This window comes from Streptomyces sp. NPDC087844, assembly GCF_044742785.1.
In the GTDB taxonomy this organism is placed as follows: domain Bacteria; phylum Actinomycetota; class Actinomycetes; order Streptomycetales; family Streptomycetaceae; genus Streptomyces.
Window position 1 is genome coordinate 1 of record NZ_JBIUVD010000015.1, and the last position, 22,356, is coordinate 22,356.

Annotated in this window: 20 protein-coding genes and 1 pseudogene; 10 read left to right on the forward strand and 11 right to left on the reverse strand. The window is 68.7% G+C overall.

Annotated features, from left to right (window positions below):
- Nucleotides 1–133: 133 nt before the first annotated feature.
- Nucleotides 134–2,701: a transglycosylase domain-containing protein gene (locus ACIOKD_RS26405; RefSeq protein ID WP_402088761.1), complete on the reverse strand. Its 2,568-nt coding sequence runs from the start codon at nt 2,699–2,701 to the stop codon at nt 134–136.
- 198 nt (nt 2,702–2,899) lie between these two features.
- Between ACIOKD_RS26405 and ACIOKD_RS26410 the strand changes: the two genes are divergently transcribed.
- The 4 genes from ACIOKD_RS26410 to ACIOKD_RS26425 are packed head-to-tail and all read left to right on the forward strand — an operon-like array spanning nt 2,900 to nt 6,342.
- Nucleotides 2,900–3,709, forward strand: coding sequence for an ABC transporter permease (locus ACIOKD_RS26410; RefSeq protein WP_402088764.1), 810 nt, complete (start codon nt 2,900–2,902; stop codon nt 3,707–3,709).
- Complete coding sequence (locus ACIOKD_RS26415; protein ID WP_402088767.1) at nt 3,702–4,616, forward strand: ABC transporter permease; 915 nt, start codon at nt 3,702–3,704, stop codon at nt 4,614–4,616. The genes ACIOKD_RS26410 and ACIOKD_RS26415 overlap by 8 nt, the downstream gene beginning before the upstream one ends.
- A 6-nt stretch (nt 4,617–4,622) precedes the next feature.
- Nucleotides 4,623–5,624, forward strand: a complete 1,002-nt coding sequence (locus ACIOKD_RS26420) for an ATP-binding cassette domain-containing protein (RefSeq protein WP_402088770.1) — start codon at nt 4,623–4,625, stop codon at nt 5,622–5,624.
- A 10-nt stretch (nt 5,625–5,634) separates the two neighbouring features.
- Nucleotides 5,635–6,342, forward strand: a complete 708-nt coding sequence (locus ACIOKD_RS26425) for a DUF1707 domain-containing protein (RefSeq protein WP_402088772.1) — start codon at nt 5,635–5,637, stop codon at nt 6,340–6,342.
- 171 nt (nt 6,343–6,513) lie between these two features.
- Here the strand turns inward: ACIOKD_RS26425 and ACIOKD_RS26430 are convergent, their stop codons facing one another.
- Entirely contained in the window at nt 6,514–7,836 is a 1,323-nt protein-coding gene (locus ACIOKD_RS26430) for an SGNH/GDSL hydrolase family protein (protein WP_402088775.1), read from the reverse strand.
- Between the two features lie 207 nt (nt 7,837–8,043).
- Between ACIOKD_RS26430 and ACIOKD_RS26435 the strand changes: the two genes are divergently transcribed.
- The 3 genes from ACIOKD_RS26435 (at nt 8,044) to ACIOKD_RS26445 (ending at nt 11,830) form a co-directional block, all read left to right on the forward strand.
- The gene (locus ACIOKD_RS26435) at nt 8,044–9,459 is read left to right on the forward strand and encodes a DUF445 domain-containing protein (RefSeq protein ID WP_402088778.1); all 1,416 of its coding nucleotides are present in this window, start codon (nt 8,044–8,046) and stop codon (nt 9,457–9,459) included.
- Between the two features lie 195 nt (nt 9,460–9,654).
- Nucleotides 9,655–11,121 carry an MFS transporter gene (locus ACIOKD_RS26440; protein ID WP_402088781.1) on the forward strand — a complete coding sequence of 489 codons (1,467 nt, stop codon included), beginning with the start codon at nt 9,655–9,657 and terminating at the stop codon, nt 11,119–11,121.
- Nucleotides 11,122–11,260: 139 nt separating this feature from the next.
- On the forward strand, nt 11,261–11,830 hold the full coding sequence (locus ACIOKD_RS26445) for a hypothetical protein (protein ID WP_402088787.1): 570 nt from the start codon (nt 11,261–11,263) through the stop codon (nt 11,828–11,830).
- Between the two features lie 3 nt (nt 11,831–11,833).
- Here ACIOKD_RS26445 and ACIOKD_RS26450 read toward each other — a convergent pair whose 3' ends face one another.
- Nucleotides 11,834–12,352, reverse strand: a complete 519-nt coding sequence (locus ACIOKD_RS26450; protein WP_402088792.1) for a protease — start codon at nt 12,350–12,352, stop codon at nt 11,834–11,836.
- Between the two features lie 166 nt (nt 12,353–12,518).
- Between ACIOKD_RS26450 and ACIOKD_RS26455 the strand changes: the two genes are divergently transcribed.
- Nucleotides 12,519–13,517: a GlxA family transcriptional regulator gene (locus tag ACIOKD_RS26455; RefSeq protein WP_402088795.1), complete on the forward strand. Its 999-nt coding sequence runs from the start codon at nt 12,519–12,521 to the stop codon at nt 13,515–13,517.
- A gap of 170 nt (nt 13,518–13,687) precedes the next feature.
- Nucleotides 13,688–15,262: an FG-GAP repeat protein gene (locus ACIOKD_RS26460; protein ID WP_402088798.1), complete on the forward strand. Its 1,575-nt coding sequence runs from the start codon at nt 13,688–13,690 to the stop codon at nt 15,260–15,262.
- Between the two features lie 209 nt (nt 15,263–15,471).
- Here the strand turns inward: ACIOKD_RS26460 and ACIOKD_RS26465 are convergent, their stop codons facing one another.
- The 7 genes and pseudogenes from ACIOKD_RS26465 to ACIOKD_RS26495 all read right to left on the reverse strand — a co-directional run bounded on the left by ACIOKD_RS26465 (nt 15,472) and on the right by ACIOKD_RS26495 (nt 20,487).
- Nucleotides 15,472–15,774 (reverse strand): hypothetical protein, encoded by a 303-nt coding sequence (locus ACIOKD_RS26465; RefSeq protein WP_402088801.1) that lies wholly within the window; start codon nt 15,772–15,774, stop codon nt 15,472–15,474.
- Between the two features lie 118 nt (nt 15,775–15,892).
- A complete protein-coding gene (locus tag ACIOKD_RS26470) occupies nt 15,893–16,729 on the reverse strand; it encodes a rhamnogalacturonan acetylesterase (protein WP_402088803.1) in 837 nt (278 codons plus the stop codon).
- An 88-nt stretch (nt 16,730–16,817) separates the two neighbouring features.
- On the reverse strand, nt 16,818–17,534 hold the full coding sequence (locus ACIOKD_RS26475) for a hypothetical protein (protein WP_402088805.1): 717 nt from the start codon (nt 17,532–17,534) through the stop codon (nt 16,818–16,820).
- Nucleotides 17,535–17,950: 416 nt separating this feature from the next.
- A pseudogene (locus tag ACIOKD_RS26480) lies at nt 17,951–18,157 on the reverse strand (sigma factor); the annotation flags it as partial.
- A 549-nt stretch (nt 18,158–18,706) separates the two neighbouring features.
- Nucleotides 18,707–19,243: a hypothetical protein gene (locus ACIOKD_RS26485; RefSeq protein ID WP_402088808.1), complete on the reverse strand. Its 537-nt coding sequence runs from the start codon at nt 19,241–19,243 to the stop codon at nt 18,707–18,709.
- 219 nt (nt 19,244–19,462) lie between these two features.
- Nucleotides 19,463–19,642, reverse strand: a complete 180-nt coding sequence (locus tag ACIOKD_RS26490; RefSeq protein ID WP_402088810.1) for a DUF397 domain-containing protein — start codon at nt 19,640–19,642, stop codon at nt 19,463–19,465.
- Nucleotides 19,642–20,487, reverse strand: coding sequence for a helix-turn-helix domain-containing protein (locus ACIOKD_RS26495; protein WP_402089278.1), 846 nt, complete (start codon nt 20,485–20,487; stop codon nt 19,642–19,644). The genes ACIOKD_RS26490 and ACIOKD_RS26495 overlap by 1 nt, the downstream gene beginning before the upstream one ends.
- A gap of 203 nt (nt 20,488–20,690) precedes the next feature.
- Between ACIOKD_RS26495 and ACIOKD_RS26500 the strand changes: the two genes are divergently transcribed.
- Entirely contained in the window at nt 20,691–21,368 is a 678-nt protein-coding gene (locus tag ACIOKD_RS26500) for an ATP-binding protein (protein WP_402088813.1), read from the forward strand.
- A 43-nt stretch (nt 21,369–21,411) separates the two neighbouring features.
- Here the strand turns inward: ACIOKD_RS26500 and ACIOKD_RS26505 are convergent, their stop codons facing one another.
- Nucleotides 21,412–22,356, reverse strand: a complete 945-nt coding sequence (locus ACIOKD_RS26505) for a hypothetical protein (RefSeq protein ID WP_402088815.1) — start codon at nt 22,354–22,356, stop codon at nt 21,412–21,414.

The window sequence follows — 22,356 nt, forward strand, 5'->3', positions numbered from 1 at the left end:
CTGCGGACGTTGAACTCGCCGCATGACCCCAGCAAGCCTGAATCACCCCAAACCCGACAGGGGTGCCTTGACGAAGGACATAGAGGCACCCCCCCATGGGGCGCCCCGACGCCGGGGCGCCGGGGCGTCGGGGCTACGGGAAGGCTCCGAACGTCGTCCCCGTGCTTCCGTCCGTGCCGCCGTCCGTGGTCGTCCCGCCGTCCGTCGTGGTGCCGCCGTCCCCGGTGGTGCCGTCCGTGCCGCCGTCCGTGGTCGTGCCACCGTCGGTCGTCGTGCCGCCGGTGTCGGTGGTGCCGCCGTCCGTGGTCGTGGCGCCGCCGTCGGTCGTCGTGCCGCCGGTGTCGGTGGTGCCCCCGTCGGTGGTGGTGCCGCCGTTGTCCTGGCCCTGGGTGTCCGGGGTCTCCTCGCCTCCGGTGGTCGTGCCGCCGTCGGTGGTGGTGCCGCCCGTGGCGGTCGCGTCCTCGTCGGGGTCGGCCGACGGGAGTTCCTGCTCCTCGGCGCCGTCCTGGAGGTTCAGGTCGAAGTCCTGGACCTTGACGCCCTTCAGCGCGGCCTTCGTGTACTGGGCCCAGATCTGCGCCGGGTACCCGCCGCCGTTGATACGTGCCTGTCCGAGAGCCCCGTACAGCGGCTTGTGTGCGCCGGTGTCGGGGTCCTGGCCCATGACGGCCACCACCGTGGCGAGGTTCGGGGTGTAGCCCGCGAACCAGGCCGCCTTGTCGTCCTCCGCGGTGCCCGTCTTGCCCGCCACCGGACGCCCGGCGGCCTGCGCGGCCGTACCGGTGCCGCCCTCGACGACGCTCTGCAGGATCGAGGTCGTCGTGTCGGCGGACTCCCGGCTGACGGCCTGCTCGGTCTTCTCGTCCGGCAGCTTCACGTCCTGCGAGCCGCCCTTGGTGACCTTCTCGATCATCGTGTACGTGCCGTGCTTGCCGTGGTTGGCGAGTGTCGCGTACGCCTCCGCCATGTCGAGGACACTCGCGGTGGCGGTGCCGAGCGCGATGGACGGGGACGCGTTCAGGTCGGGGGTGTCGGCCGGGATCCCGAGGTCGATCGCGGTCTGCTCGACCTTCGCGGAGCCGACGTCCACGGCCAGCTGCGCGTACACGGAGTTCACGGACTTGTCGGTGGCGGTGCGGACCGGGATCTGGCCGTACGAGACCTGGTCCTCGTTCTCCGGGGCGTACGTGCCGCCGTCCCAGCCCTGCACCGGGCGCTTGTTCGTGCCGTCGTAGACGGTGTTCGGGGTGATCGTGCGGCCGTCCTGGGTGACCGAGTCGTTCTGCACGGCCGAGGTGAACACGAACGGCTTGAAGATGGAGCCGACCTGGTAGTCCCGGCGCGTGGCGTTGTTGTAGTACTGCTTCGTGTAGTCGATGCCGCCGTACATCGCCAGGACCTTGCCGGTCTTCGGGTCGATGGAGGCGCCGCCCGCGCGCACGTAGTTGTCGACCTTGCGGTTCTTCTTGTCGAGTTCGTCCATCACCTGGTCGTCGACGGCCTTCACGAAGGCGTCCTGCTTGGGCTTCTGCAGGGTGGTCGTGATGCGGTAGCCGCCCGCGTTCAGCGCGTCCTCGTCGAGGATCTTGTTGTCGGCGAGGTAGTCGTTGACGGCCTTCACGATGTAGCCGCGCTGGCCCGACATCCCGGCCGCGACCACCGTCTCCTTGGGCGCCGGGAACTCGACGCCGGCCCGCGCCGACTCGCTGATCCACTTCTTCTTGACCATGCCGTCGAGAACGTAGTTCCAGCGGGCCAGCGCGGCCGGCTTGTTCTCGGGGTGCGCGACCACGTCGTACTCGCTCGGCGCGTTCAGGAGCGCCGCCAGGTAGGCGCCCTGGCCTGCCGTCAGGTCCTTGGCGTCGACGCCGTAGTAGGCCTGGGCGGCGGCCTGGAACCCGTACGCGTTGCGGCCGAAGTAGCTGGTGTTGAGGTAGCCCTCAAGGATGTCGTCCTTGCTCTTCTCACGGTCCAGCTTGATCGAGATGAAGAACTCCTTCACCTTCCGCGTGACCGTCTGCTCCTGAGCCAGGTAGTAGTTCTTCACGTACTGCTGGGTGATCGTCGAGCCGGACTGCTTGCCCTTGCCGGTGGCGGTGTTCCAGCCGGCGCGGATCATCGCCTTGGGGTCGACCGCCGACTCGGTGTAGAAGTCGCGGTCCTCGGCGGCGAGCACCGCGTGCTGGGCGTCCTTGGAGATCAGGGACAGGTCCACGTTCTCGCGGTTCACCTCGCCGTCGCGGGCGAGCTGGCTGCCGTCCGCGTACAGGTAGACGTTGCTCTGCTTGATCGCGGTCGCGTTCGCCGACGGGATCTTCACCAGGTAGTAGCCGAGCGCGAACGCGCCGACGAGCAGCAGGATCACGCCGACGAACGTGCCGAGCACCATCCGCCAGGTCGGGATCAGCCGCTTCCAGCCGGTGCGCCTGGGCCGCTTGGCCTTCTCGGGCTTCTCGGGTTTCTCGGGTTTCTCACCGGGTGCGGCTTCCGCGTCGACGGACGCGGCCGTCAACGCGACGGTCGCGTCGTCCCGCGCGTCCGGACCGTCCGGACCGTCCGGCGCCCTGCCCGGCACCTCCGGTGCGTCCGGTGCCGTACCCGATGCCTTGCCGGGTGTGCCCGACGCGCCCGCCGGGGCGGAGTCGGGGTCTCTCGGTGCCCAGCCCTCGCTCGGCTGCTGCGGCTGCGGCTGGTCGTTCATCTTCTGCCGTGCTCCCGTTTCACGTCGTACGTCTGGTACGCCCTCGTACGCCTGCTGCGCCCTCCCTTGAAGACTGTCCCACCCGGCGAATCGTTCCCAGCGCGTGGCACGCGTCGCAGGAGAAAATGCCTGGCACGCGGTACCGCCCGGGGACTAGGCTCCAGCGCTTTGGCTCCGAACGGCTGGAGAGGGTTCCTGGTGCGGGCTTGGAGGTTGTACGCGGCCGTCGCGGCGGGCGGGTTCCGGCGGTACGCGACCTATCGGGTGGCCACCGCCGCGGGCGTGTTCACCAACACCGTCTTCGGGCTGATCCTGGCGTACACGTACATCGCGCTGTGGGACGAGCGGCCGGGGCTCGGCGGGTACGACCAGGCGCAGGCGGTGACGTACGTGTGGGTGGGGCAGGGGCTGCTGTCGGTGGTCGCGGTGATGGGCGGCGGCTTCGAGGACGAGATGATCGAGAGGATCCGTACGGGTGACATCGCCATCGACCTCTACCGGCCCGTGGACCTCCAGGCGTGGTGGCTGGCGGCGGACGCGGGGCGGGCCGCGTTCCAGTTGCTGGGGCGCGGTGTGGTGCCGATGGTGTTCGGCGGGCTCGTCTTCCACCTCGCGCTGCCGGCGGACGCCGGGACCTGGCTGGCGTTCCTCGTCGCCGTGGTGCTGGGGGTCCTGGTGAGTTTCGCGATCCGCTATCTCGTGGCGCTGGCGGCGTTCTGGTTCATGGACGGGGCGGGCGTGCAGCAACTGGCCGTCCTCGCGGGACTGTTCTTCTCCGGGATGACCCTGCCGCTGAACGTCTTCCCGGGCGCGCTCGGCGAGCTGGCCCGCGTACTGCCCTGGTCGGCGCTGATGCAGGCCCCGGCGGACGTGCTGCTGGGGGAGCGCACGGGCTTCGCACTGCTGCGTACGTACGCCTTCCAGGCCGCCTGGGCCGTCGGGCTGCTGGCGGTGGGCCGTCTGGTCCAGTCGGCGGCGACGCGCAGGGTGGTGGTCCAGGGTGGCTGACCTGCGGGAGAAACCCGGCCCCGGCCCTGACAGCGGCCCCGGCAGCGGCTTCGATACCGGCTCCGACACCAGCTCCGGTTTCGCTCCGGTGGGCGGATCGCGGCTGGTGGACGGGCTGAGGGCCTACCGGCTGATCGCCTGGATGTGGATCCGCTCGACGATGGCGTACCGCGCGTCCTTCGCGATGACCCTCTTCGGCAACTTCGCGGGGACCGTGCTCGACTTCGTCGCGATCCTGCTGATGTTCTCGCGGGTCGACGAGCTCGGCGGCTACTCGCTCGGTGAGGTGGCGTTCCTGTACGGGCTGTCCAGCGCTGCGTTCGGCGTCGCCGATCTGACACTCGGTTCGATGGACCGGCTCGGGCAGCGGGTGCGGGACGGCACGCTCGACACCCTGCTCGTACGCCCCGCGCCGGTGCTCGCGCAGGTCGCCGCGGACCGGTTCGCGCTGCGGCGCCTCGGCCGGATCACCCAGGGGCTGCTGGTCCTCGGATACGCGCTCGTCGTGGTCGACATCGACTGGACTCCGGTGAAGGTGCTGCTGATGCCGGTGATGGTGGTCAGCGGGGCCGCCATCTTCGCGTCGGTGTTCGTGGCGGGCGGGGCCTTCCAGTTCGTGGCGCAGGACGCGTCCCAGGTGCAGAACTCGTTCACGTACGGCGGCACCACCATGCTGCAGTATCCGCCGACCGTCTTCGCGAAGGACCTGGTGCGCGGGGTGACCTTCGTACTGCCGCTGGCCTTCGTCAACTGGCTGCCCGCGCTGTACGTGCTCGGGCTGCCGTATCCGCTCGACCTGCCGGAGTGGGTCGCGTTCCTGTCGCCACTCGTGGCCGTCGTCTGCTGCGGGCTCTCGGGTCTCGCGTGGCGGGCGGGCCTTCGTTCCTACCGCAGCACGGGGAGCTAGCCGCACATGGATCACACGCACGCGCACACGCACCACACCGACGTGGACACCGGCTTCATCCGCCTCGACGGCGTGGAGAAGGTCTTCGACGTACGCAAGAAGACCGGCTTCCTGCGCAGTGAGCGGCGGGAGGTGCGGGCGGTCGACTCGATCTCCTTCACCGTGTCGCGCGGCGAGATGGTCGGCTACATCGGGCCGAACGGCGCGGGGAAGTCCACCACCATCAAGATGCTCACCGGCATCCTCACGCCCAGCGGCGGGCGCCTGCGCGTCGCGGGCATCGACCCCTCCCGTGAACGCACCCGGCTCGCGCGGCGCATCGGCGTGGTGTTCGGACAGCGGACCACCCTGTGGTGGGATCTCCCGCTCATCGACTCGTACCGGCTGATGCACCGCATGTACCGGATCCCGGACGCGCGGTACGCGGAGAACCTCGACCGGTGTGTCGAACTCCTCGAACTGGGCGAGCTGCTGGACGTGCCCGTACGGCAGCTCTCGCTCGGGCAGCGGATGCGCGGGGACATCGCGGCGGCGCTGCTGCACGACCCCGAGGTGCTGTATCTGGACGAGCCGACGATCGGGCTCGATGTGATCAGCAAGGCGAGGGTGCGGGAGTTCCTGCGGGACCTCAACGCGGAGCGCGGCACGACCGTGCTCCTGACGACCCACGACCTCTCCGACATCGAGCAGCTGTGCCGGCGGGTGATGGTCATCGACCACGGGCGCCTGATGTACGACGGTCCGCTGACCGGGCTGCACGAGATCGGGGAGAGCGAGCGGACGCTGATCGTGGACCTGGAGCGCGAACTTCCGCCCATCGAGGTGGAGTCGGCGCGAGTGGTGAAGGTCGAGGGACCCAGGCAGTGGCTCGCCTTTCCGGCGGCGCGGTCGGCGGCGCCGCTTGTGGCGCGGATCGCGGCGGAGTATCCGCTGGTCGACCTGTCGGTACGGGAACCCGACATCGAGGCGGTCATCAGCCGCATGTACGCGGAGAAGGCGACCTCGTAGGCTTCTGCCCATGACGGACGAACACCCGGCCGAACGCTCAGGCGAACTTCCCGGCGGACTCCCCGAGTTGCGCGCCTCCGATGCCGACCGCGAACAGGTCGCCGAAGTGCTGAGGGACGCCCTCGCCGAGGGCCGCCTGGACATGGCGGAGTTCGAGGAGCGGCTGGAGGACACGTACAAGGCGCGTACGTACGGGGAGTTGGAGCCGATCACGCGGGATCTGCCCGCGGCGGGTGCCCTGGCCCCCGCCCCAGCCGTGTCGATGGTCAAGCGGCCCGCGGGCGCCGCCGGCGCGGGGGGTTGGGCCGGCCGGATCGTCGGCGGTGAGGGTTCGTCCCGGTGGGGCGTCGCGGTCATGTCGGGGTTCGAGCGCAGGGGGCACTGGACCGTGCCGAAGCGGTTCAACTGCTTCGCGTTCTGGGGCGGTGGTGTCGTGGACCTGCGCGAGGCGAACTTCGCGGACGGCGAGGTCGTGGTCAACTGCTTCGCCGTGATGGGCGGGTTGAACGTGGTGGTGCCGCCGGGGGTCGAGGTCGTCGTCCGCGGGGTCGGGATCATGGGTGGGTTCGACCACGGTCAGGAGGGTGTGCCGCGGGAGCCGGGTGCTCCGCGCGTCGTCGTGACGGGGTTCGCCTTCTGGGGCGGGGTCGGGGTGGAGCGGAAGATCTCGAAGGGGGAGCGGCTCCGCCTGCGGAAGGAGCTGGAGGGGCTCGACTGAGGGGTGCCCCCTGGGGGTTGCGTTCCCGCGAGAGACCCGCGAGAGACCCGCGAGAGAAAAAAGACAAAAGACTGCGCCGTTCCCCGCGCCCCTAGGGTTCAGGGGCGCGGGGAACTGCGCGACCAGCCCTCACCGGGCCGCGGCCGAAGGAGAAGCCCCCGCCCGGCAGGGCTACAGCTGGGCCGGGGCCGAGCCCTTCAGGGTGTTGACGTCGAAGATCTCCGCCATGCGCTGGTAGCCCTTGTCGCTCGGGTGGAGATGGTCCCCCGAGTCGTAGTCGGACCGCAGGCGCCGCGGGTCGTACGGATCGCGGAGCGCCTTGTCGAAGTCGGCGTAGTCGTCGAAGACCTTGCCGGCCCGGATCCGCGCGTTGACGGCCTGGCGGGTGTCCTCCAGGTGGGGCAGGTAGCCGCGGTGACCCTTGAAGGGCATCAGTGTGGCGCCGACGACCCGCAGCCCACGGGCGTGGGCCAGCCGCTTCAGCTCGCGCAGCCCGGCGGTGATCCGGTTCGCGTCCGTCTGGTGGGGCGTCCGCAGGATGTCGTTGACGCCGAGGGCGATCACGACCGCCTTGACGTTGGTGCGGCCGAGCACGTCACGGTCGAAGCGGATCAGCCCGCTCGGGTTCTCGGCGGGCCGGCCGAGCCCGCTGGCCAGGACGCGGTTGCCGCTGATGCCCTGGTTGACCACGCTGTACCGGGGCCCGTCCGAGCCGGCCGCGTGCAGCCGCTCGCCGAGGACGTCCGTCCAGCGCCGGTTCTCGCCCACGGTCGAGGTCACGCCGTCGGTGAGCGAGTCGCCGATGACGACGACCGTGCCCTGCGACTCGTTGCTCAATACGTCCAGCGCGGTCAGATACCGCCAGTAGGGCGTCTGCCCGGTGTAAGCGACACCGCTGACGTCCTCCGTGCGGTCGCCCTCCGCGGTGTACGAGATCTGCCGCGCCTGCGGGTGGTAGGTGACGGGCCCCGACGGGGTCGGCGAGTACGTCGTCACCAGCACGTCGCTGTCGTGCGGGACCAGCAGTCGTACGGCGTCGCTGACGACCTGCTGTCCGGCGGGCACCACCACCGAGGGACGGCCGCCGAAGGTGAGGCGCCGCATCGTGTCGGTGGCCGCGGCGGCGTCGTTCGCGGTGGCCGCGACGGCGACCGAGGCGTGCGTGATGCTGAGCGGCTGCTGCCCGTACAGGTTGGACAGGGTGATCCGGGCCGCGGTGCCGCCGACGCCGACGTGCACCACGTTGCGTACCGAACGGCCCGCCATGCCGTTCGTCTCGGTGCCCGGCTCCGAGCCGGCGGGGGACGCCGACCAGGCGCCCACCCAGGTGCCGACGGACGCGGGGGCCGCCGAGTTGTGCGGGGTCCGGCCGCCGACCACGGCCGTGGTCTCTCCGCCGTCGTCGGCGGCGACTCCGACGTATATGGCGGTCGAAATGGCGACGATCACTGCGACGATCGCGGCCAGCAAGGCATAACCGTGACGCTTGGTCATGCGGTGCGTATCTCCTCGGAAAAATGGGAGCCCGGAGCTCCGGTGTGATGACCCCATGATGAGGCATGGCGCGGGAAGAACCCCACAAGACCCCTGGGCCCCGGTGAAATCCCCCGCCCGGACAGACGCGGGGAACTCCTGTTCCGTTCCAGGAGTCGGTCAGGTTGGAACAATGCGTTATTGGGGGACCGGGAACGGATGGAGCGGATGGAACGAACGAAAGAGGACGAAGCAGGGGAAACGGGCCCGGAAGGGCAGTCTTCCCGCCTCGGCGGTGTGGCGAACCCCACGAGCGCCGTCAGGGCCGAGGGGGCGGCCACGGGAGCCACGGGGACCGACCGCCCCGCGCCGAACCGGGCCATGAACTCGTTCAGCCCCGCCGACGAGGAGAAGTTCCGCGGTGTCCGCCGCATGAAGCTCATGGCGACCGGACTGCTGCTGTTCGTCGCCGTCGTCTACGTACTCGCCAAATGGGCCGGGAACTCCGGCGCGGGCGCCTGGACGGGTTACGTGGCCGCCGCCGCCGAGGCCGGCATGGTCGGCGCGCTGGCCGACTGGTTCGCCGTCACCGCCCTGTTCCGGCGGCCGATGGGCCTGCCCATCCCGCACACCGCGATCATCCCGACGAAGAAGGACCAGCTCGGTGTGTCGCTGGGCGAGTTCGTCGGCGAGAACTTCCTGTCGCAGGACGTCGTACGGCAGCGGCTGCGCGCGGTCGGCATCGGCAGTCGTCTCGGCACCTGGCTGGCCCTGCCCGAGCACGCCGACCGGGTGACCGACGAACTGGCCACCGCGCTCAGGGGAGCCCTCGCGGTGCTCCGCGACTCCGACGTGCAGGCCGTCGTCGGCGAGGCCATCAACCGGCGGGCCGACGCCCAGGAGATCGCCCCCGGCATAGGGAAGACGCTGGAGAAGGTCGTCGCGGACGGCGGCCACCGGCGGGTCGTCGACCTGATCTGCGTACGCGCCCACGACTGGCTCGTCCTCCACAACGAGCAGGTGATGGACGCCGTACAGGGCGGCGCCCCCGGCTGGACCCCGCGGTTCGTCGACAAGCGGGTCGGCGAGCGCGTCTACAAGGAGCTGCTGCGCTTCGTCACCGAGATGCGCGACATGCCCGCCCACCCGGCCCGTGGCGCCCTCGACCGTTTCCTCACCGACTTCGCCTCCGACCTGCAGTCCGACACCGACACCCGGGCGCGGGTGGAGAACCTCAAGCGCGAGGTCCTCGGCCGCGGCGAGGTCCAGGACCTGATCGCGTCCGCCTGGTCCTCCGTACGGCAGATGATCGTGTCCGCCGCGGAGGACGAGCGCAGCGAGCTGCGGCTGCGCGTGCGGGCGTCGCTGCTGTCCCTCGGGACGCGGATGGCCACCGACGCGCGGCTGCAGGGCAAGGTCGACGGGTGGGTCGAGGGGGCCGCGGTGTACGTCGTGACGACCTACCGGGACGAGATCACCTCGCTCATCACCGAGACCGTCGCGGGGTGGGACGCGGAGCATACGTCTCGGAAGATCGAGGCGCATATCGGGCGTGATCTGCAGTTCATCCGGATCAACGGCACGGTTGTCGGTTCGCTGGCGGGCCTTCTCATCTATGCGGTGTCCAAGGCGTTGGGGGCGTAGCCCCTGGCCGGGGTTCGCGGGTGTCCGCGGGTGCGTCGTGGCTGGTCGCGCCGTTCCCCGCGCCCCTTGAGGGCTGCGCCCCCTAAAAGCGACTGTGCCGTTCCCCGTGTCTCTTTGGCGCAGCGAAAGCGGCAGGTGAGAGCCAGGGTTATCGGGGAACTCGGGGGTGTGTTCACCGAGCCGCAGGAGGGTGCCATGGCCGTCACCGATGCCGGGTCCGCAGGGACCGGAGCCGTCACCACCGCCGTGCCCGCCCGACTGGACCGGCTGCCCTGGTCGCGCTGGCACTGGACCATCGTCGTCGGGCTCGGCACGGTCTGGATCCTGGACGGTCTCGAAGTCACCGTCGTCGGCAACATCGCCGGCCGGCTCTCCGAGTCCGGCAGCGGACTGCCCATCTCGGCCGCGCAGGTCACCGGTATCGCCGCCGCCCTGTACGTGGCCGGAGCCTGCTCGGGCGCCCTGTTCTTCGGTCGGCTGACCGACATCTTCGGCCGCCGCAAGCTGTTCATGGTCACGCTGGCCGTCTATCTCGCGGCCACCGCCATGACGGCCCTCTCCTTCTCCACCTGGTGGTTCTTCCTCTTCCGCTTCCTCACCGGCTTCGGCATCGGCGGCGAGTACGCGGCCATCAACTCGGCGATCGACGAACTGATCCCCTCGAAGTACCGCGGGCGCGTCGACCTGATCATCAACGGCAGCTTCTGGCTGGGCGCGATCGCCGGTTCGCTCCTGTCGGTCGTCGCGCTGAACACGGACCTGTTCGCGATGAACGTCGGCTGGCGCCTCACCTTCGTCCTCGGTGTCGTCCTCGGCCTGGTGATCCTGCTCGTACGCCGCAACGTCCCCGAGAGCCCGAGGTGGCTGTTCATCCACGGCAAGGGGGAGGAGGCGGAACGCCTGGTCACCGAGGCGGAACAACAGATCGAGGAGGAGACCGGCCGCGAACTCCCCCCACCCGCCGGGGAGATCACCATCCACCAGCGCAAGAGCATCGGCTTCGGCATGATCGCCCGCACGGTCTTCACGACGTACCGCAAGCGCGCCGTCCTCGGCCTCTCCCTCTTCATCGGGCAGGCGTTCCTCTACAACGCGATCACCTTCGGCTTCGGCGCGATCCTCACCAAGTTCTTCGACGTACCGACCGGCAGCACCGGTTACTACTTCGCCGTCATCGCGGTCGGCAACTTCCTCGGCCCGCTGTTCCTCGGCAAGTTCTTCGACACCGTGGGCCGCCGGATCATGATCTCGTCCACCTATCTGCTCTCCGGCATCCTGCTCTTCGGCACGGCCTGGCTCTTCGACCGGGGCTCGCTGAACGCGACCACCCTGACCGCCTGCTGGTGCGTGGTCCTGTTCTTCGCCTCGGCGGGCGCGAGCAGCGCGTATCTGACGGTCTCCGAGATCTTCCCGATGGAGACCCGCGCGATGGCCATCGCCTTCTTCTACGCCGTCGGCACGGCGGCCGGCGGCATCAGCGGCCCGCTGATCTTCTCGAAGCTGACCAGCACGGGTGTCGTCGGCGACACGGTCCTCGCCTTCCAGATCGGCGCCGCCCTGATGTGCGCGGCGGGACTCGTCGCGGCGGCGCTCGCGGTACGGGCGGAGGGGCGTTCCCTGGAGGACATCGCCAGCCCTCTGTCAACGGCGGAAACCTCCTAGCCGCCGGGGGCGGCCGCTCCAGGGGCGGTAGTACGCCTCAAAGGAACGGCACGCAAAGGAACGGCGCTCGGAGGAACCGGCGGGAACTGAGTACGCGTACTCTGTCGGCCTTGCGTACGGCAGAGGGACCTTTGTTCCCATGACCGAGAAGCTGCTGGGCCCGCTGTCGAAGCGCCCCTGGACGGAACGCTGGCCGACCCGCCTGCTGGGTGCCGCCCTCTCCTCGGCGGCGTACCTCCTCTGCCTCCCCCGGGACCTGCACGACCACCCCGCGTCACCCGGTTCGACCACGGAGGCGACGCCGGTGACCGTCCTCGGAGTCACGGCCCTGGCCGTGCTGCTGCTCCTGCTGGCCGTCTACTTCGGCCACCGTGACGCCCTCGCCTGGCCCCTGCTGCTGGTGGCGGCGCCCCCGGCCGCGCTGATGTATCTCTCGTTCCACACGCACCGCGAGCCGTCCGGGGCGCCCGGGGTGCCCGGGTGGCCCTGGCAGCTGATCTGGGCGTCCTCCACACTCGTCATCGCCGCGGGCGTCCTCGTCGCGACGTCCGTGGGCCGGCGGTTCAGAGAGGACGCGGAGGATTCGCTGGACGGATTGGTGTTCGCTCATCAGCCCCAGCCCCAGCCCCAGCCCCAGTCCCAGCCCCGGGCCCGGCAACAGCCCCTGTCCCAGTCTCAGCCCCAGCCCCTGCGTCAGCAGCGGGTGTGAGTTTCAGGCGCCCGTCGTGGAACCGGGCCGCACGATCATCAGGATCGTGACGGTGGCCCAGAGCAGGTTGAAGATGCCGGTGAACATGGCGAGTTGAACGGTCACCCGGGGATTCACGGCGACTGTGGCGGACTCGGGTGTGCCCGCCGCCGCAGGGGCCTCCGGTGCCTTCGCCGTCCCCGCCTCCACCGCTTCGATGATCTCCTCCTGGCGCGGCAGCACCAGCGCCAGCAGGACGGCCGCCGCGATCCCGGTCAGGACCATCGAGACGATCAGCCAGGTGTCGTTGAGCACACCCATGCTGAGAGCCGTGGCCATGCCGAGTACGGGAACGGCGATGCCCAGGGCCGCGTACACCCGGCAGATCCGGTGCAGCAGACGCACGGTCTCCGTGGCCCGCGGGTTGTCCGGATCGGCGAGGGCCCGCCGGGCGCTGGGCGGGAACATGCTGGCCGCGACGGTGACGGGACCGACGGCGACGATCGCGACGAGGACGTGGAGAACGAGAAGGAACTTGGTCACGAGGGGGACGGTAGGCGGCGTACCGGATCTTCCGGAAGTGGCGCTATCGCCAGCCTTCAACGGATTCTCGCCAGCCGCGACAGAGCGCCGGGTGCTCTATGAAAGAGGCTCAGAACCAGATGGGGACCCGCTTGGCCGGAACCCGTGGCCTGCCTATGCTTTTGCCATGCACACCGTGGCCGTACTGGCGCTCGACCAGGTCATCCCGTTCGATCTCGCCGCCCCGATCGACACCTTCAACTGGGCCCGGCTGCCCGACGGCCGCGCGCCCTACCGGATCAAGGTCTGCTCGCCGACCGAGGAGGTGAGCGCGGGGGCGTTCACCGTGCGGGCGCCGTACGGACTTGAGGCGCTGGCCGAGGCGGACACGATCATCGTGCCCGGCACCACGGACCCGACCGTCCCGCTGCCGCCCGGGGTGGCCGAGGCCCTGCGCGCGGCGGCCGCGAACGGAACGCGTATCGCCTCGATCTGCGTCGGCGCGTTCATCTTCGCCGCCACCGGACTGCTGGACGGACAGCGGGCGACCACGCACTGGATCGCCGCCGCGGACCTGGCGGTCATGCACCCAGCGGTGACGGTCGACCCGAACGTCCTCTACGTCGACAACGGCCAGTTCCTCACCTCGGCGGGCGCCGCCGCGGCGATGGACATGTGCCTGCACATGATCCGCAAGGACTACGGCTCGGCCGTCGCGGCCCACACCGCCCGGATGTCCGTCATGCCGCTCGAACGGGAGGGCGGACAGGCCCAGTTCATCGTCCACACCCAGCCCCCGGCCCCGGCGGGTACGACGATGGAACCCCTGCTGGACTGGCTGGAGGAGAACGCCGGCCGCGACCTGACGCTGGAGGACATCGCCGCCCGCGCCGGCACCAGCGCCCGTACGCTCAACCGGCGTTTTCGCGAGCAGACCGGTACGACACCCCTGCAGTGGCTGCACCGGGCGCGGGTGCGCAGGGCCCAGCACCTCCTGGAGAACACGTCCCACCCCGTCGAACGGATCGCCGTACAGGCGGGGTTCGGCTCGCCGACCGCCTTCCGGGACCGGTTCAAGAGGGTGGTGGGGACGAGCCCGCAGGCCTACCGGAGGGCGTTCAGGGGAGCGCCGGAGGGCGCGGACTTCGACGCCGACCGCGAAGTCCGCGTACCGCAACAGACGTAACCGCCGCGTCACGACCCCCTCCAGTGCCACAACTCTTCCGGCACGACTCGTGTCGAAGGGGGCGTGAGTGAAAGCAACTTGGCTTAACCGGCGTAATCCGCCCATGCGGCGCGTTCTCGCACAAGCCAGGCTCGACCTCACATGACACTTCATCAACGGGGGAACAGATTATGACCAGCAAGCAGCGCAGCGCCGCTACCGCTATCGCCACAAGCACCACAGCCGTCACCACCAGACGTTCCCGTGGCAAGGCCGCCTCGGCAGCCGTTGCCGCGACTTCCTTCCTGCTGCTGGCCGGCCTCGGTATCGCCGCCGCACCCGCCGCCTTCGCGGGCACCCCCGGAGGGACCGCCGCGCACGACCGCAACTCCGACTTCGACGGCGACGGTTACGACGACGTCCTGATCGGAGCACCCAGCGGCAAGGTGGACGGCAAGGCGGGCGCCGGATTCGTCACCGTCCAGTACGGGGCCGCCAACGGCATCGGCAAGAACGACAGCGTTCCCGGGGCTCGTACCGCGGTCTTCAGCCAGTCCACCGCCGATGTCCCGGGCACCTCGCAGACGTACGACGCCTTCGGCTCGGCCGTCGCCACGGGTGACATCGACGCCGACGGATACGACGACGCGGTGATCGGGGCGCCCGGCGAGGAGGTCGGTTCGCTGGAGAACGCCGGGCAGGTGACCGTCCTGTACGGCTCCAAGAAGGGGCTGGGTGCCGCCCGCAGCGTCACCGTCGCGTCCGCGAACCCGGTCGCCGGTGACCGCTTCGGCTCCACGGCCACCGCGGCACGGCTGACCGGGGCGACCCCGGGCGACGTCGTCGCCGTGGCCGACCGACGCGGCGTGCAGCTGTTCACGTACAGCGCGGGAGCCCTGCGGCACACGGGCACGCTCGACACGACCGCGCACCCCGTCGGGCGTGCCATCGCACCGGCCTATCTGACCACCGGGAACTACGACGCGGACGGCTACGCGGATCTGGTGATCTCGGGATACAGCCCCGACGACGACTACGAGCAGGGCTGGTCGTCGGTCTACACGGGCGGCGAGAGCGGTGTGACCCACCAGCGTGACCTGCGCGGCGGCATCTCCACCGCGTCGGGCGACATCAACCACGACGGGTACGACGACCTCGTCACCGGCCAGAACAGCAGCCCCGACCACGAGGCGGAGGGCATGACCGGGGGTCTGATCGGCGTCTACTACGGCGGCGACGACGGCCTCGATGCGCAGGAGGAGCAGGAGGGTCCCGGCGGCGCGGCCCAGTGGTGGACGCAGAACACCCCGGGCGTGCCCGGATCCGGCGAGCCCGGTGACGCCTGGGGCACCGAGCTGTCCGTCGGAGACGTCGACGGGGACGGTTACGCGGACGTCGCGGTGGGCGCTCCCAGCGAGGACATCGGAACCGTCGCGGACGCCGGTGCGGTGTGGCAGCTGCGGGGTTCGGCGGAGGGCCTGACGGCCACGGGCGCGCTGTCCTTCGACCAGAACAGCACCGATGTCCCCGGCACCGCGGAGGCCGGCGACCTGTGGGGCGCGCAGGTGCGACTCGCCGACACGGACCACGACGGCCGCTCCGAACTGCTGGCCGCCGCACCGGACGAGGACAACCACGACGGAGTGGTCTGGCACCTGTCCGCGAGCACGAAGGGACTCGTCGCGACCGGCTCGTGGCTCTACGGCGCGACCTCGCTCGGCGCCCCGGGCGACGACGCGGCGTTCGGCACGACCGTCGACGAGTGATCCGCGAGTGATCCGCAAGTAATTCGCGAGTGATCCGCGAGTGACCCAAGTGTGGGTGTCGACCTGACCTGACCCGACCCGACCGGCGGGGCCGAGCTTCGGCCCCGCCGGTTTTCGGCCTTGCCGAATCGCGGCCCCGCCGGTCGCGGGCCTGTCGGTCTTCAGCCCTGCCGGTCTTCAGCCCTGCCGGTCTTCAGTTTCTCCGGTCTTCAGTCTCGCCGGTCGGCCACGGCCCACGACGCCAGGGCGACGGCCCCGGCCGCCCCGAACACCGCGGGCCACGCCCCGACCTTCTTGGCGAGCGGATGGGATCCGGCGAAGGCGGCGACGTAGGCGGCGGTCAGTGCCCCGGCGGCTCTCCCGCCGGCCTGCTGCCGCCACTGCTGGGCGGCGGCTGCCCCGGCGGCGGCGAGCACGACCCCGCCGAGCTGCCGCTTCCTGGTCCAGCGGGCGACCCCGTACCCGCCGACGAGCCCACCGGCGGCCACCACCGCGGCCGGTACCTTCGCCATCACTGCCTCCTGCTGCTGTCGCGTCCGACGGCCACGTCCGACGACCACGTCCGACGACCACGTTCCGGCGGTCAGCCGAGACTAACTCGCCGATCCGCCGATCCGCCGATCCGCCCTGTCAGGTGCCCGGCACCACCTCGCCCGACAGCGGCAGCCCCAGCCCCGCCACCGCGCGGGCGACCAGGCGGGCCATCTCGACGGCGCCGCGCTCCTGGAAGTGGGTGTTGTCCTGCACTCCGTTCGGGAAGTTCGGGTACTGCCCCGCGTTCAGCCACAGGAAGATCCCCTTGGACGCCTCGACGCCGATCCCGTCGAGGTAGGCGCGGCTGGCCGCCGAGAGGTCGATCAGCGGAGCGCCCTCCTCCTGCGCGACCGCCTTCGCGGCATCCACGTACGCGGGGAAGGAGACGTTGAACTTTCCCGTGGTCGCGTTGTAGGAGCGCCGCGAGACGGGCGTCACGACGACCGGTGTGGCGCCCCGCGCCCGGGTACCCCGGATGTAGTCGTTGCGCAGGTACTCCTTGTAGTCGGCGGGGGAGGTGTACCGCTCGGCGTTGCCCACGGTGGCGTCGTTGTGCCCGAACTGCACGAAGAGGTAGTCGCCGGCCTTGATCACCTGATGGATCGTCGCCAACCGCCCCTGTTCGATGAAGGAACGCGAACTGCGCCCGCCGATGGCACGGTTGGCGACGGTGATGTTCGAGGTGAGGTACGTGGACAGCTTCTGGCCCCAGCCGGCCTGGGGGTAGTAGCCGGAACTGTAGGTCTGCGCGGTGGAGTCACTGGCGATGTAGAGGGTGCCGGTCGCCGCCGCGGCGGCACTGGCGGTACCGGGCAGGCCCAGCACACCGAGAGCCCCGGCGCCGACCGCACCGACGGAACCGGCCAGAAACCGTCTGCGGCTGCTCACCTGGCGGCTGCTCACCTGGCTGTTGCTGTTGCTGTTGCGACTCATCTGACCTTCCCTTTACGGGAGTTGGGGGTGTCAGAAGAGGGGTGGCAGCAGTGGAGGGAAAGGTTGCCGCAGCTCTCTGCGCCAACACTCACTGCCGCGTGTCCGCCAGCCAGGTCCGCCAGACAAGACGGCTGTTGGGTACCTCGGGCCGGTCGAGAAGCCACAGCACGTACCCGGCGTGCAACTGGGCCCAGGGATTCTCCGAGCGCCGGGCCGCCTCCAGCCGCACGCGCAGCGGAGGCCCGTCGACGACCCGGGCGACGCGCACGTACTCGCGGTCCTTGCAGCGATAGGCCCGCCGCACGACGATCTCCACCAGGTCGATCAGCTTGGTCCGGGCCACCGGATCGCGCCCGACGGAGTCCACGGCCAGTTCCCGGATGAGCTTCTCCTTCGTCCCCCACTCCTTGGCGGCGAGGGTCCACTCATCCGGATACCTGGCCTCCCACTCCAGGAAGAGCAGGGCGTAGGGCAGCCCCGGCCACTCGACGATGTCCTCGTGATCCAGGCTGTTCCACACACCGTCGGGCAGCGAACGGGCCCCGGTCCGCAGGCGCTCCTCCCAGGCCGACCGCAGAGCCGGAACCTCGTACGGTTCCTCCACCCCCTCTTCCTGCAGCGACATCAACGTCGTGTTGAAGCGCGCCACAGCCTCCGCCGTCGCCTTGCGGGCGGAGGCCAGGTGATCGAGTGCGACGGCCCGCTCGGCCGGATTCTTCGAAATCAGTCCGTACGCCCAGGCCAGCCGCTCGTCCCACGCCTGGGCGTCGTCCATGTCCGCCCCGCGCCCTTTCTCATGCCCCATGTGCCCCATGGGACAGATCATCCCCGAGCGGACCGGGCACCACCCCTCCGGGCACCGGTACCGGGAGGAAACGCAAGGCGAAGGCGGCGGAACAGGGGCAGATCAGGGGCCGATGAGGGGCGGGTCAGGGATGGATCAGAGATGGATGAGAGGGCGCTCCGGACCCTCAGCCGGCGCAGAGCGTCACATTGACGGTGTCGCCCTTGGCCACGGTCTCCGGGCTGTGCGGGTCGACCTGGATGACGGCGCCCGGCTTTCCGTACTCGCCGCAGTCCACCTCGCTGACCGTGCCCAGCTCGGTCTGGGTCTGGGTCTGGGTCCGGGTCTTCAGGATCTGCGCTGTCGATACGCCCGTACTCGTCGCCCGGAGCCGCCAGCTCGTCGCCGACCTGCTGCGCAGCCGTCCGACGGAACCGCCGCCACCGGTCGTTGGCCAGGTTCACCATGATCCGCCGTACGTACGCGTCCGGCGCGTCCTTGGCCACGATCACCCGCCACTTGCGGCAGACCCGCTCCAGAGTCTCCTGAACCAGATCCTCCGCGGCCTCACGGTTCCCGGTCAGCACGAGGGCGCCGCGGAACAAGGAGGCCGACCGGGCATCGACGAACCCACGGAAGTCCATCTCCGCCGCGCCGACCTCACCACGCCCGCCGAGCCGATGCCGTTCTTCAGCCAGTTCCACCCGCTCCTCCCTTCCTGTCACCCCCTCGACGGCGCAGCCCACGATTCTGCTGCACGACAGAAAAGAGACCTGGGTCACACGGCCGTGTGACGTGAACCGGGGCGCGGGGCGAGGGCCACGGCGGGACCAGGCAAGTTCCTGCACCCACAAGCCCGCTCTGCCCCAAGCGCCCAAGCGGCGCCGATTACCCACCCAAACCCGCTGAGCCAACCCGGCGTCCCGGCGAGACGCGACCGCGCCCGCAAACCCCGCCCCACAGCCCAACCGACCCGCCCGCGTGCCCACCCAGCGGGCCCTCACTTTTCCGGGCCGCACGCTCGCTTCTCACCCGTGCTGGAGCGGGCCGAGTCAAGGGTGAAGCGCAGCGCAATCGCCGCAGGCGACGGCCGCAGGCCGCCCTTTACACGGCCCGCGGAGGCACGACACTGCGAAGAAGCGTGCGGCCCCAAGGGCACTGTGGAAGCGGGGCCCACCATCCCCACCCGGTTGTTAATCCGCACTGGCACGAGTAGGCGGCACCACATCACGCCGAGCGGCTTCTCCAGAGATCCCCAGATTCTGCCGAGCATGGGCGTGGAAGTTGTTGAGCGCTACCAACCACGCATTGGCACGCTCGCGCCACACGTCCTCGGTGATCTCTTCCACGCCCCGAGCCGGCCGCTCCAGCTGCCACAACCGCTCATTGAGATCGTGAGCAGCCTGTACGGTCCCGGCGTCACCGAGCAGGATCACCTGCTCGAAGGCGTGCGATCGATCGCCCTCGGCGGCCCTCATCTCGGCTAGTAGAGGCTCGCGAGCCGCCGGATCGCCACCGTCCCACTGCAGACCGAATATCTGCTGGGTGCATCGATTGACGTGCTTCACGGCGGCCACGTAGGCGACATACGAGTCGAGGCGGTGCGCATCCCACCGAACGCGGAGGTCCCGCGCAAACCGATCACGCTCGGTCAGCCGAGTAGTGAAGTAGGACCCCGCGGCACCGGCCAGAACGGCCCCCACCGTAACCAGTTGCTCAGCAAGCGCCACGTCGTCCCCTGGTACCTTTCGGTTCGGCCGTCAACCGTTCACGGTCCGAGGCGCCCGACGCCGAAGCCGGTAGGCCATGGACCCATGGCGTATCCGCCTGGCCTCTGGAATTTCGTGCGCCAGGATATCTCTCGTCCCGAACACAGATCTCATACAGCGCAGATCAATTGGGATAGCTATGGGAGTCCAGCGCAGGCCATCCAGCCCTCTGAGGCAGCCCTACAGCGCCCGTATGAATGCCCGCCAAGCATCAGCGCGGACAGCCACAACCGGCCCGTCTGCGCTCTTGGAGTCGCGCACCTTCAAGTGGTCGTCATCGCGGAGACACTCGACGCACTCAGTACCACTTCCACCGCTGTATGAGGACTTGAACCAGCGGGACTTGGGCTGTATGTCCATCAGGACTCCTCGCTTATACGTTGGATCAGCGCCATGGAAGCCTCCAGGTCGAGGGCCTGTGCGCGAAGGTATTGGAACGCCAACCTATAGCGCTCCAGTTCCTCCGGCTTCTCCATGAAGAGTCCACCGCCGAGGATGTCCACGTACACCACGTCAAGCTCGGGAGTCTGGCCTCCCAGGACTACAAAGCTCCCAACCGCCGCTGCGTGAGCGCCTGTTGAGAACGGCAACACTTGGATGGTGACGTGGGGGAGCTCGGTTGTGATGAGTAGGTGTCGCAACTGTTCGTGCATCACTGTCCGTCCACCAACGCTTCGCCGGATAGCGGCCTCGTCGATGATGCACCAAACGTGCGGTGGGTCCTCCCGCTGTAGAAGCTCCTGTCGCTTCATGCGGATGTCCACCATGTGTTGCACTTCCCGCTCAGCGCACCGCATTTCCGAGGCGCGGTGAACGGCTTCGGCGTAACCGCGGGTCTGCAAGAGCCCTGGGATGTACATGCAGGCGTAGTGGTCCTCGCGCACCACCTCGTCCTCAAGCGTGAGCATGAGGTTCATTGACTCAGGGATGGGGTCGGCGAGGGACCGCCACCAGCCCTGAATCTTGGCGCCCTTCGCCAGATCGACCAGAGCGAGACGCTCCGCGTCCGAAGCGGCGTACTCGCGGCAAAGGGCATCCACGGCAGGCCATTTAACCGATCCCTCTTTGGTCTCGTAGCGACTCAGTGTCGCCTTCGAGATGCCGACGCGCGCGCCCGCTTCCTCAAGCGTCAAGCCTCTGCGCTCACGGAGGCGACGTAGGTCGGCGCCCAACTGGCGCCTGCGGGTGGTAGGTCCGACTGGCATGTTCACGGCCTCTCATGGCGGTCTGTCAGATGGTCGAGGTTGCTCAACTGCGACGGCAAGGTGGCACGCGCCGGGGGCGTGCGAACCGCGGTCGCGCTCCCACAAGCTCAGGATGAGAGTTCCATTTTGAGAGTTCCAATGCAACTCTCAGTATGTAGTCGATTGCACAACGCAACGCGACACTTCGTCATGGGAGTTCAACGATGGACTGCACCGCCGGTTTGCTGCGGAAGCCGTGGGACCTGCTGTTCGTGGCCGAACCTGAAGAGGTCTCAGGGCTTCGGCACACCCTCAGGTCGCACCTCGAACTGTGGGATCTGGGCGAGGTCACAGACGCTGCTCAGCTGTGTGTCAGCGAGCTCGTGTCCAACGTGATCACACACGTCGGCCCGGGCACACCCGCGAAGCTCGCCGTCTCGATGAACGGCGCATACCTACGCATCGAAGTTCATGACCCCGACACGCGTGCCCTGCCCACCCTTCTCGACGCCAGCTCCGAGGCCGAAGCCGGACGAGGCGTAGCCATCATCGACGCCGTGGCCGACCGATGGGGCGTCCAACTCTGCCTCGACCAGAAAGTGACTTGGTGCGAGTTGCAGACCGGACTGAGCTCCACGCACGGATTTTGCGCAGGGATGGCCGATCGCGTTACTCGGGCGCAGGTGCCTATGTGCCTATCTGGCGACAACCCCGGAGAGCCCCCGCCCGCGCCGAGCTCCCGCATCTTGAGCACGGCCATCGCAGAGGAAGCAGCGATCGGCATGATCACCGACCTGCTTCGCTGGCTCGGCGCGCACGGTTGCGATGTCGATGGCGCACTCGATCGTGCACAGACTCGCTACGAGGCGAAGGCTGCCGAAGGTGTCGGCCTATCAACCTGACTTGAGTAGAAGCCGGAGAGGGTGCTGCTGAGCGGAGTAGTTGTTAGCCGCTCGGCAGCGCGAAGTACGGTTCCGGCCACTCAACCGACTCGTCCATATCAGCCTGGGCTACGTGCTGCATGAGAAGTGCGGTCGGATTCTGCAGCTCTGCCTGCGTGATGGTATTTGCTACCTCAGAGGGTATTGATGAGTAGTCGATTCCGAGTAGCCGACATATGTGTTCGAGCTCTTTGTTCTCGTTGCCCTCTCCGAGATTTCCATGAAGGTAGTCGCGCAGGCGGGAGCAAATGTCGAGCATGGCGTTCCCGCTGTCACTCACCCGATATATACCACCCTGGAGGCTGTCGCTCTCAAGAAAACCTATGACGAAAAGTCGTTGGACCTCTTCCTTGAGGATTTGTGTGCTGAATCCCAAGGCTTTTGCGGTATTCGAGAGGCTTCGATAATCTTGGGTTTTTGCGTAGGACAGGATTGTGAGAGGGTAGCCGGGGCGTCCCGAAGCTGCGAAGCGAGATACATCTTGTGCAGTTAGTCCGCCAAGGGCTACTTGCATCAACAAGTCCTTGGTCATCTCGTCCCGCAGGGTCTCGTAGGCCGAATCTCGGGCGTTTGCGTTCTTCGCGTCGAAGTCCGCTGGAACCCAGAAGACTCTAAGCCGAGACAATCGCTCTCGCATCGGAGTGTCACGGTACGAGCCAGTCACTTCGGCTAGTCGTCTCTTGTTCTGGGTTGAATGACGAGCTATATATACCGCGGCTGCTACGTCTCGCTGGGTGAGCAGCGTCCGTATGTCTTTATCTATGCCATCTCTGTCATGCTTCCATAAAGTCTGCCCTGAGACTATCTTGGACCAGTCCTTTTTGAGGTCACATGAGAAATCGAAGAGCTTGCGGCCTCCTTCCTGGTAGCTAAAAAGGCCCGACTTTGCGGCGTTTTCCATTATTTGCAGTGCGGATTCCGACAGGAAGTCGTGCTCTAATGACGGCAT

Excerpts from the sequence above, each read along its gene's own strand:
- ACIOKD_RS26405 (WP_402088761.1), bottom strand. The coding sequence starts at position 2,701 with ATGAACGACCAGCCGCAGCCGCAGCAGCCGAGCGAGGGCTGGGCACCG.
- ACIOKD_RS26420 (WP_402088770.1), top strand. The coding sequence starts at position 4,623 with ATGGATCACACGCACGCGCACACGCACCACACCGACGTGGACACCGGC.
- ACIOKD_RS26425 (WP_402088772.1), top strand. The coding sequence starts at position 5,635 with ATGACGGACGAACACCCGGCCGAACGCTCAGGCGAACTTCCCGGCGGA.
- ACIOKD_RS26430 (WP_402088775.1), bottom strand. The coding sequence starts at position 7,836 with ATGACCAAGCGTCACGGTTATGCCTTGCTGGCCGCGATCGTCGCAGTG.
- ACIOKD_RS26435 (WP_402088778.1), top strand. The coding sequence starts at position 8,044 with ATGGAACGAACGAAAGAGGACGAAGCAGGGGAAACGGGCCCGGAAGGG.
- ACIOKD_RS26440 (WP_402088781.1), top strand. The coding sequence starts at position 9,655 with ATGGCCGTCACCGATGCCGGGTCCGCAGGGACCGGAGCCGTCACCACC.
- ACIOKD_RS26445 (WP_402088787.1), top strand. The coding sequence starts at position 11,261 with ATGACCGAGAAGCTGCTGGGCCCGCTGTCGAAGCGCCCCTGGACGGAA.
- ACIOKD_RS26455 (WP_402088795.1), top strand. The coding sequence starts at position 12,519 with ATGCACACCGTGGCCGTACTGGCGCTCGACCAGGTCATCCCGTTCGAT.
- ACIOKD_RS26460 (WP_402088798.1), top strand. The coding sequence starts at position 13,688 with ATGACCAGCAAGCAGCGCAGCGCCGCTACCGCTATCGCCACAAGCACC.
- ACIOKD_RS26465 (WP_402088801.1), bottom strand. The coding sequence starts at position 15,774 with ATGGCGAAGGTACCGGCCGCGGTGGTGGCCGCCGGTGGGCTCGTCGGC.
- ACIOKD_RS26470 (WP_402088803.1), bottom strand. The coding sequence starts at position 16,729 with ATGAGTCGCAACAGCAACAGCAACAGCCAGGTGAGCAGCCGCCAGGTG.
- ACIOKD_RS26475 (WP_402088805.1), bottom strand. The coding sequence starts at position 17,534 with ATGGGGCATGAGAAAGGGCGCGGGGCGGACATGGACGACGCCCAGGCG.
- ACIOKD_RS26490 (WP_402088810.1), bottom strand. The coding sequence starts at position 19,642 with ATGGACATACAGCCCAAGTCCCGCTGGTTCAAGTCCTCATACAGCGGT.
- ACIOKD_RS26495 (WP_402089278.1), bottom strand. The coding sequence starts at position 20,487 with ATGCCAGTCGGACCTACCACCCGCAGGCGCCAGTTGGGCGCCGACCTA.
- ACIOKD_RS26500 (WP_402088813.1), top strand. The coding sequence starts at position 20,691 with ATGGACTGCACCGCCGGTTTGCTGCGGAAGCCGTGGGACCTGCTGTTC.
- ACIOKD_RS26505 (WP_402088815.1), bottom strand. The coding sequence starts at position 22,356 with ATGCCGTCATTAGAGCACGACTTCCTGTCGGAATCCGCACTGCAAATA.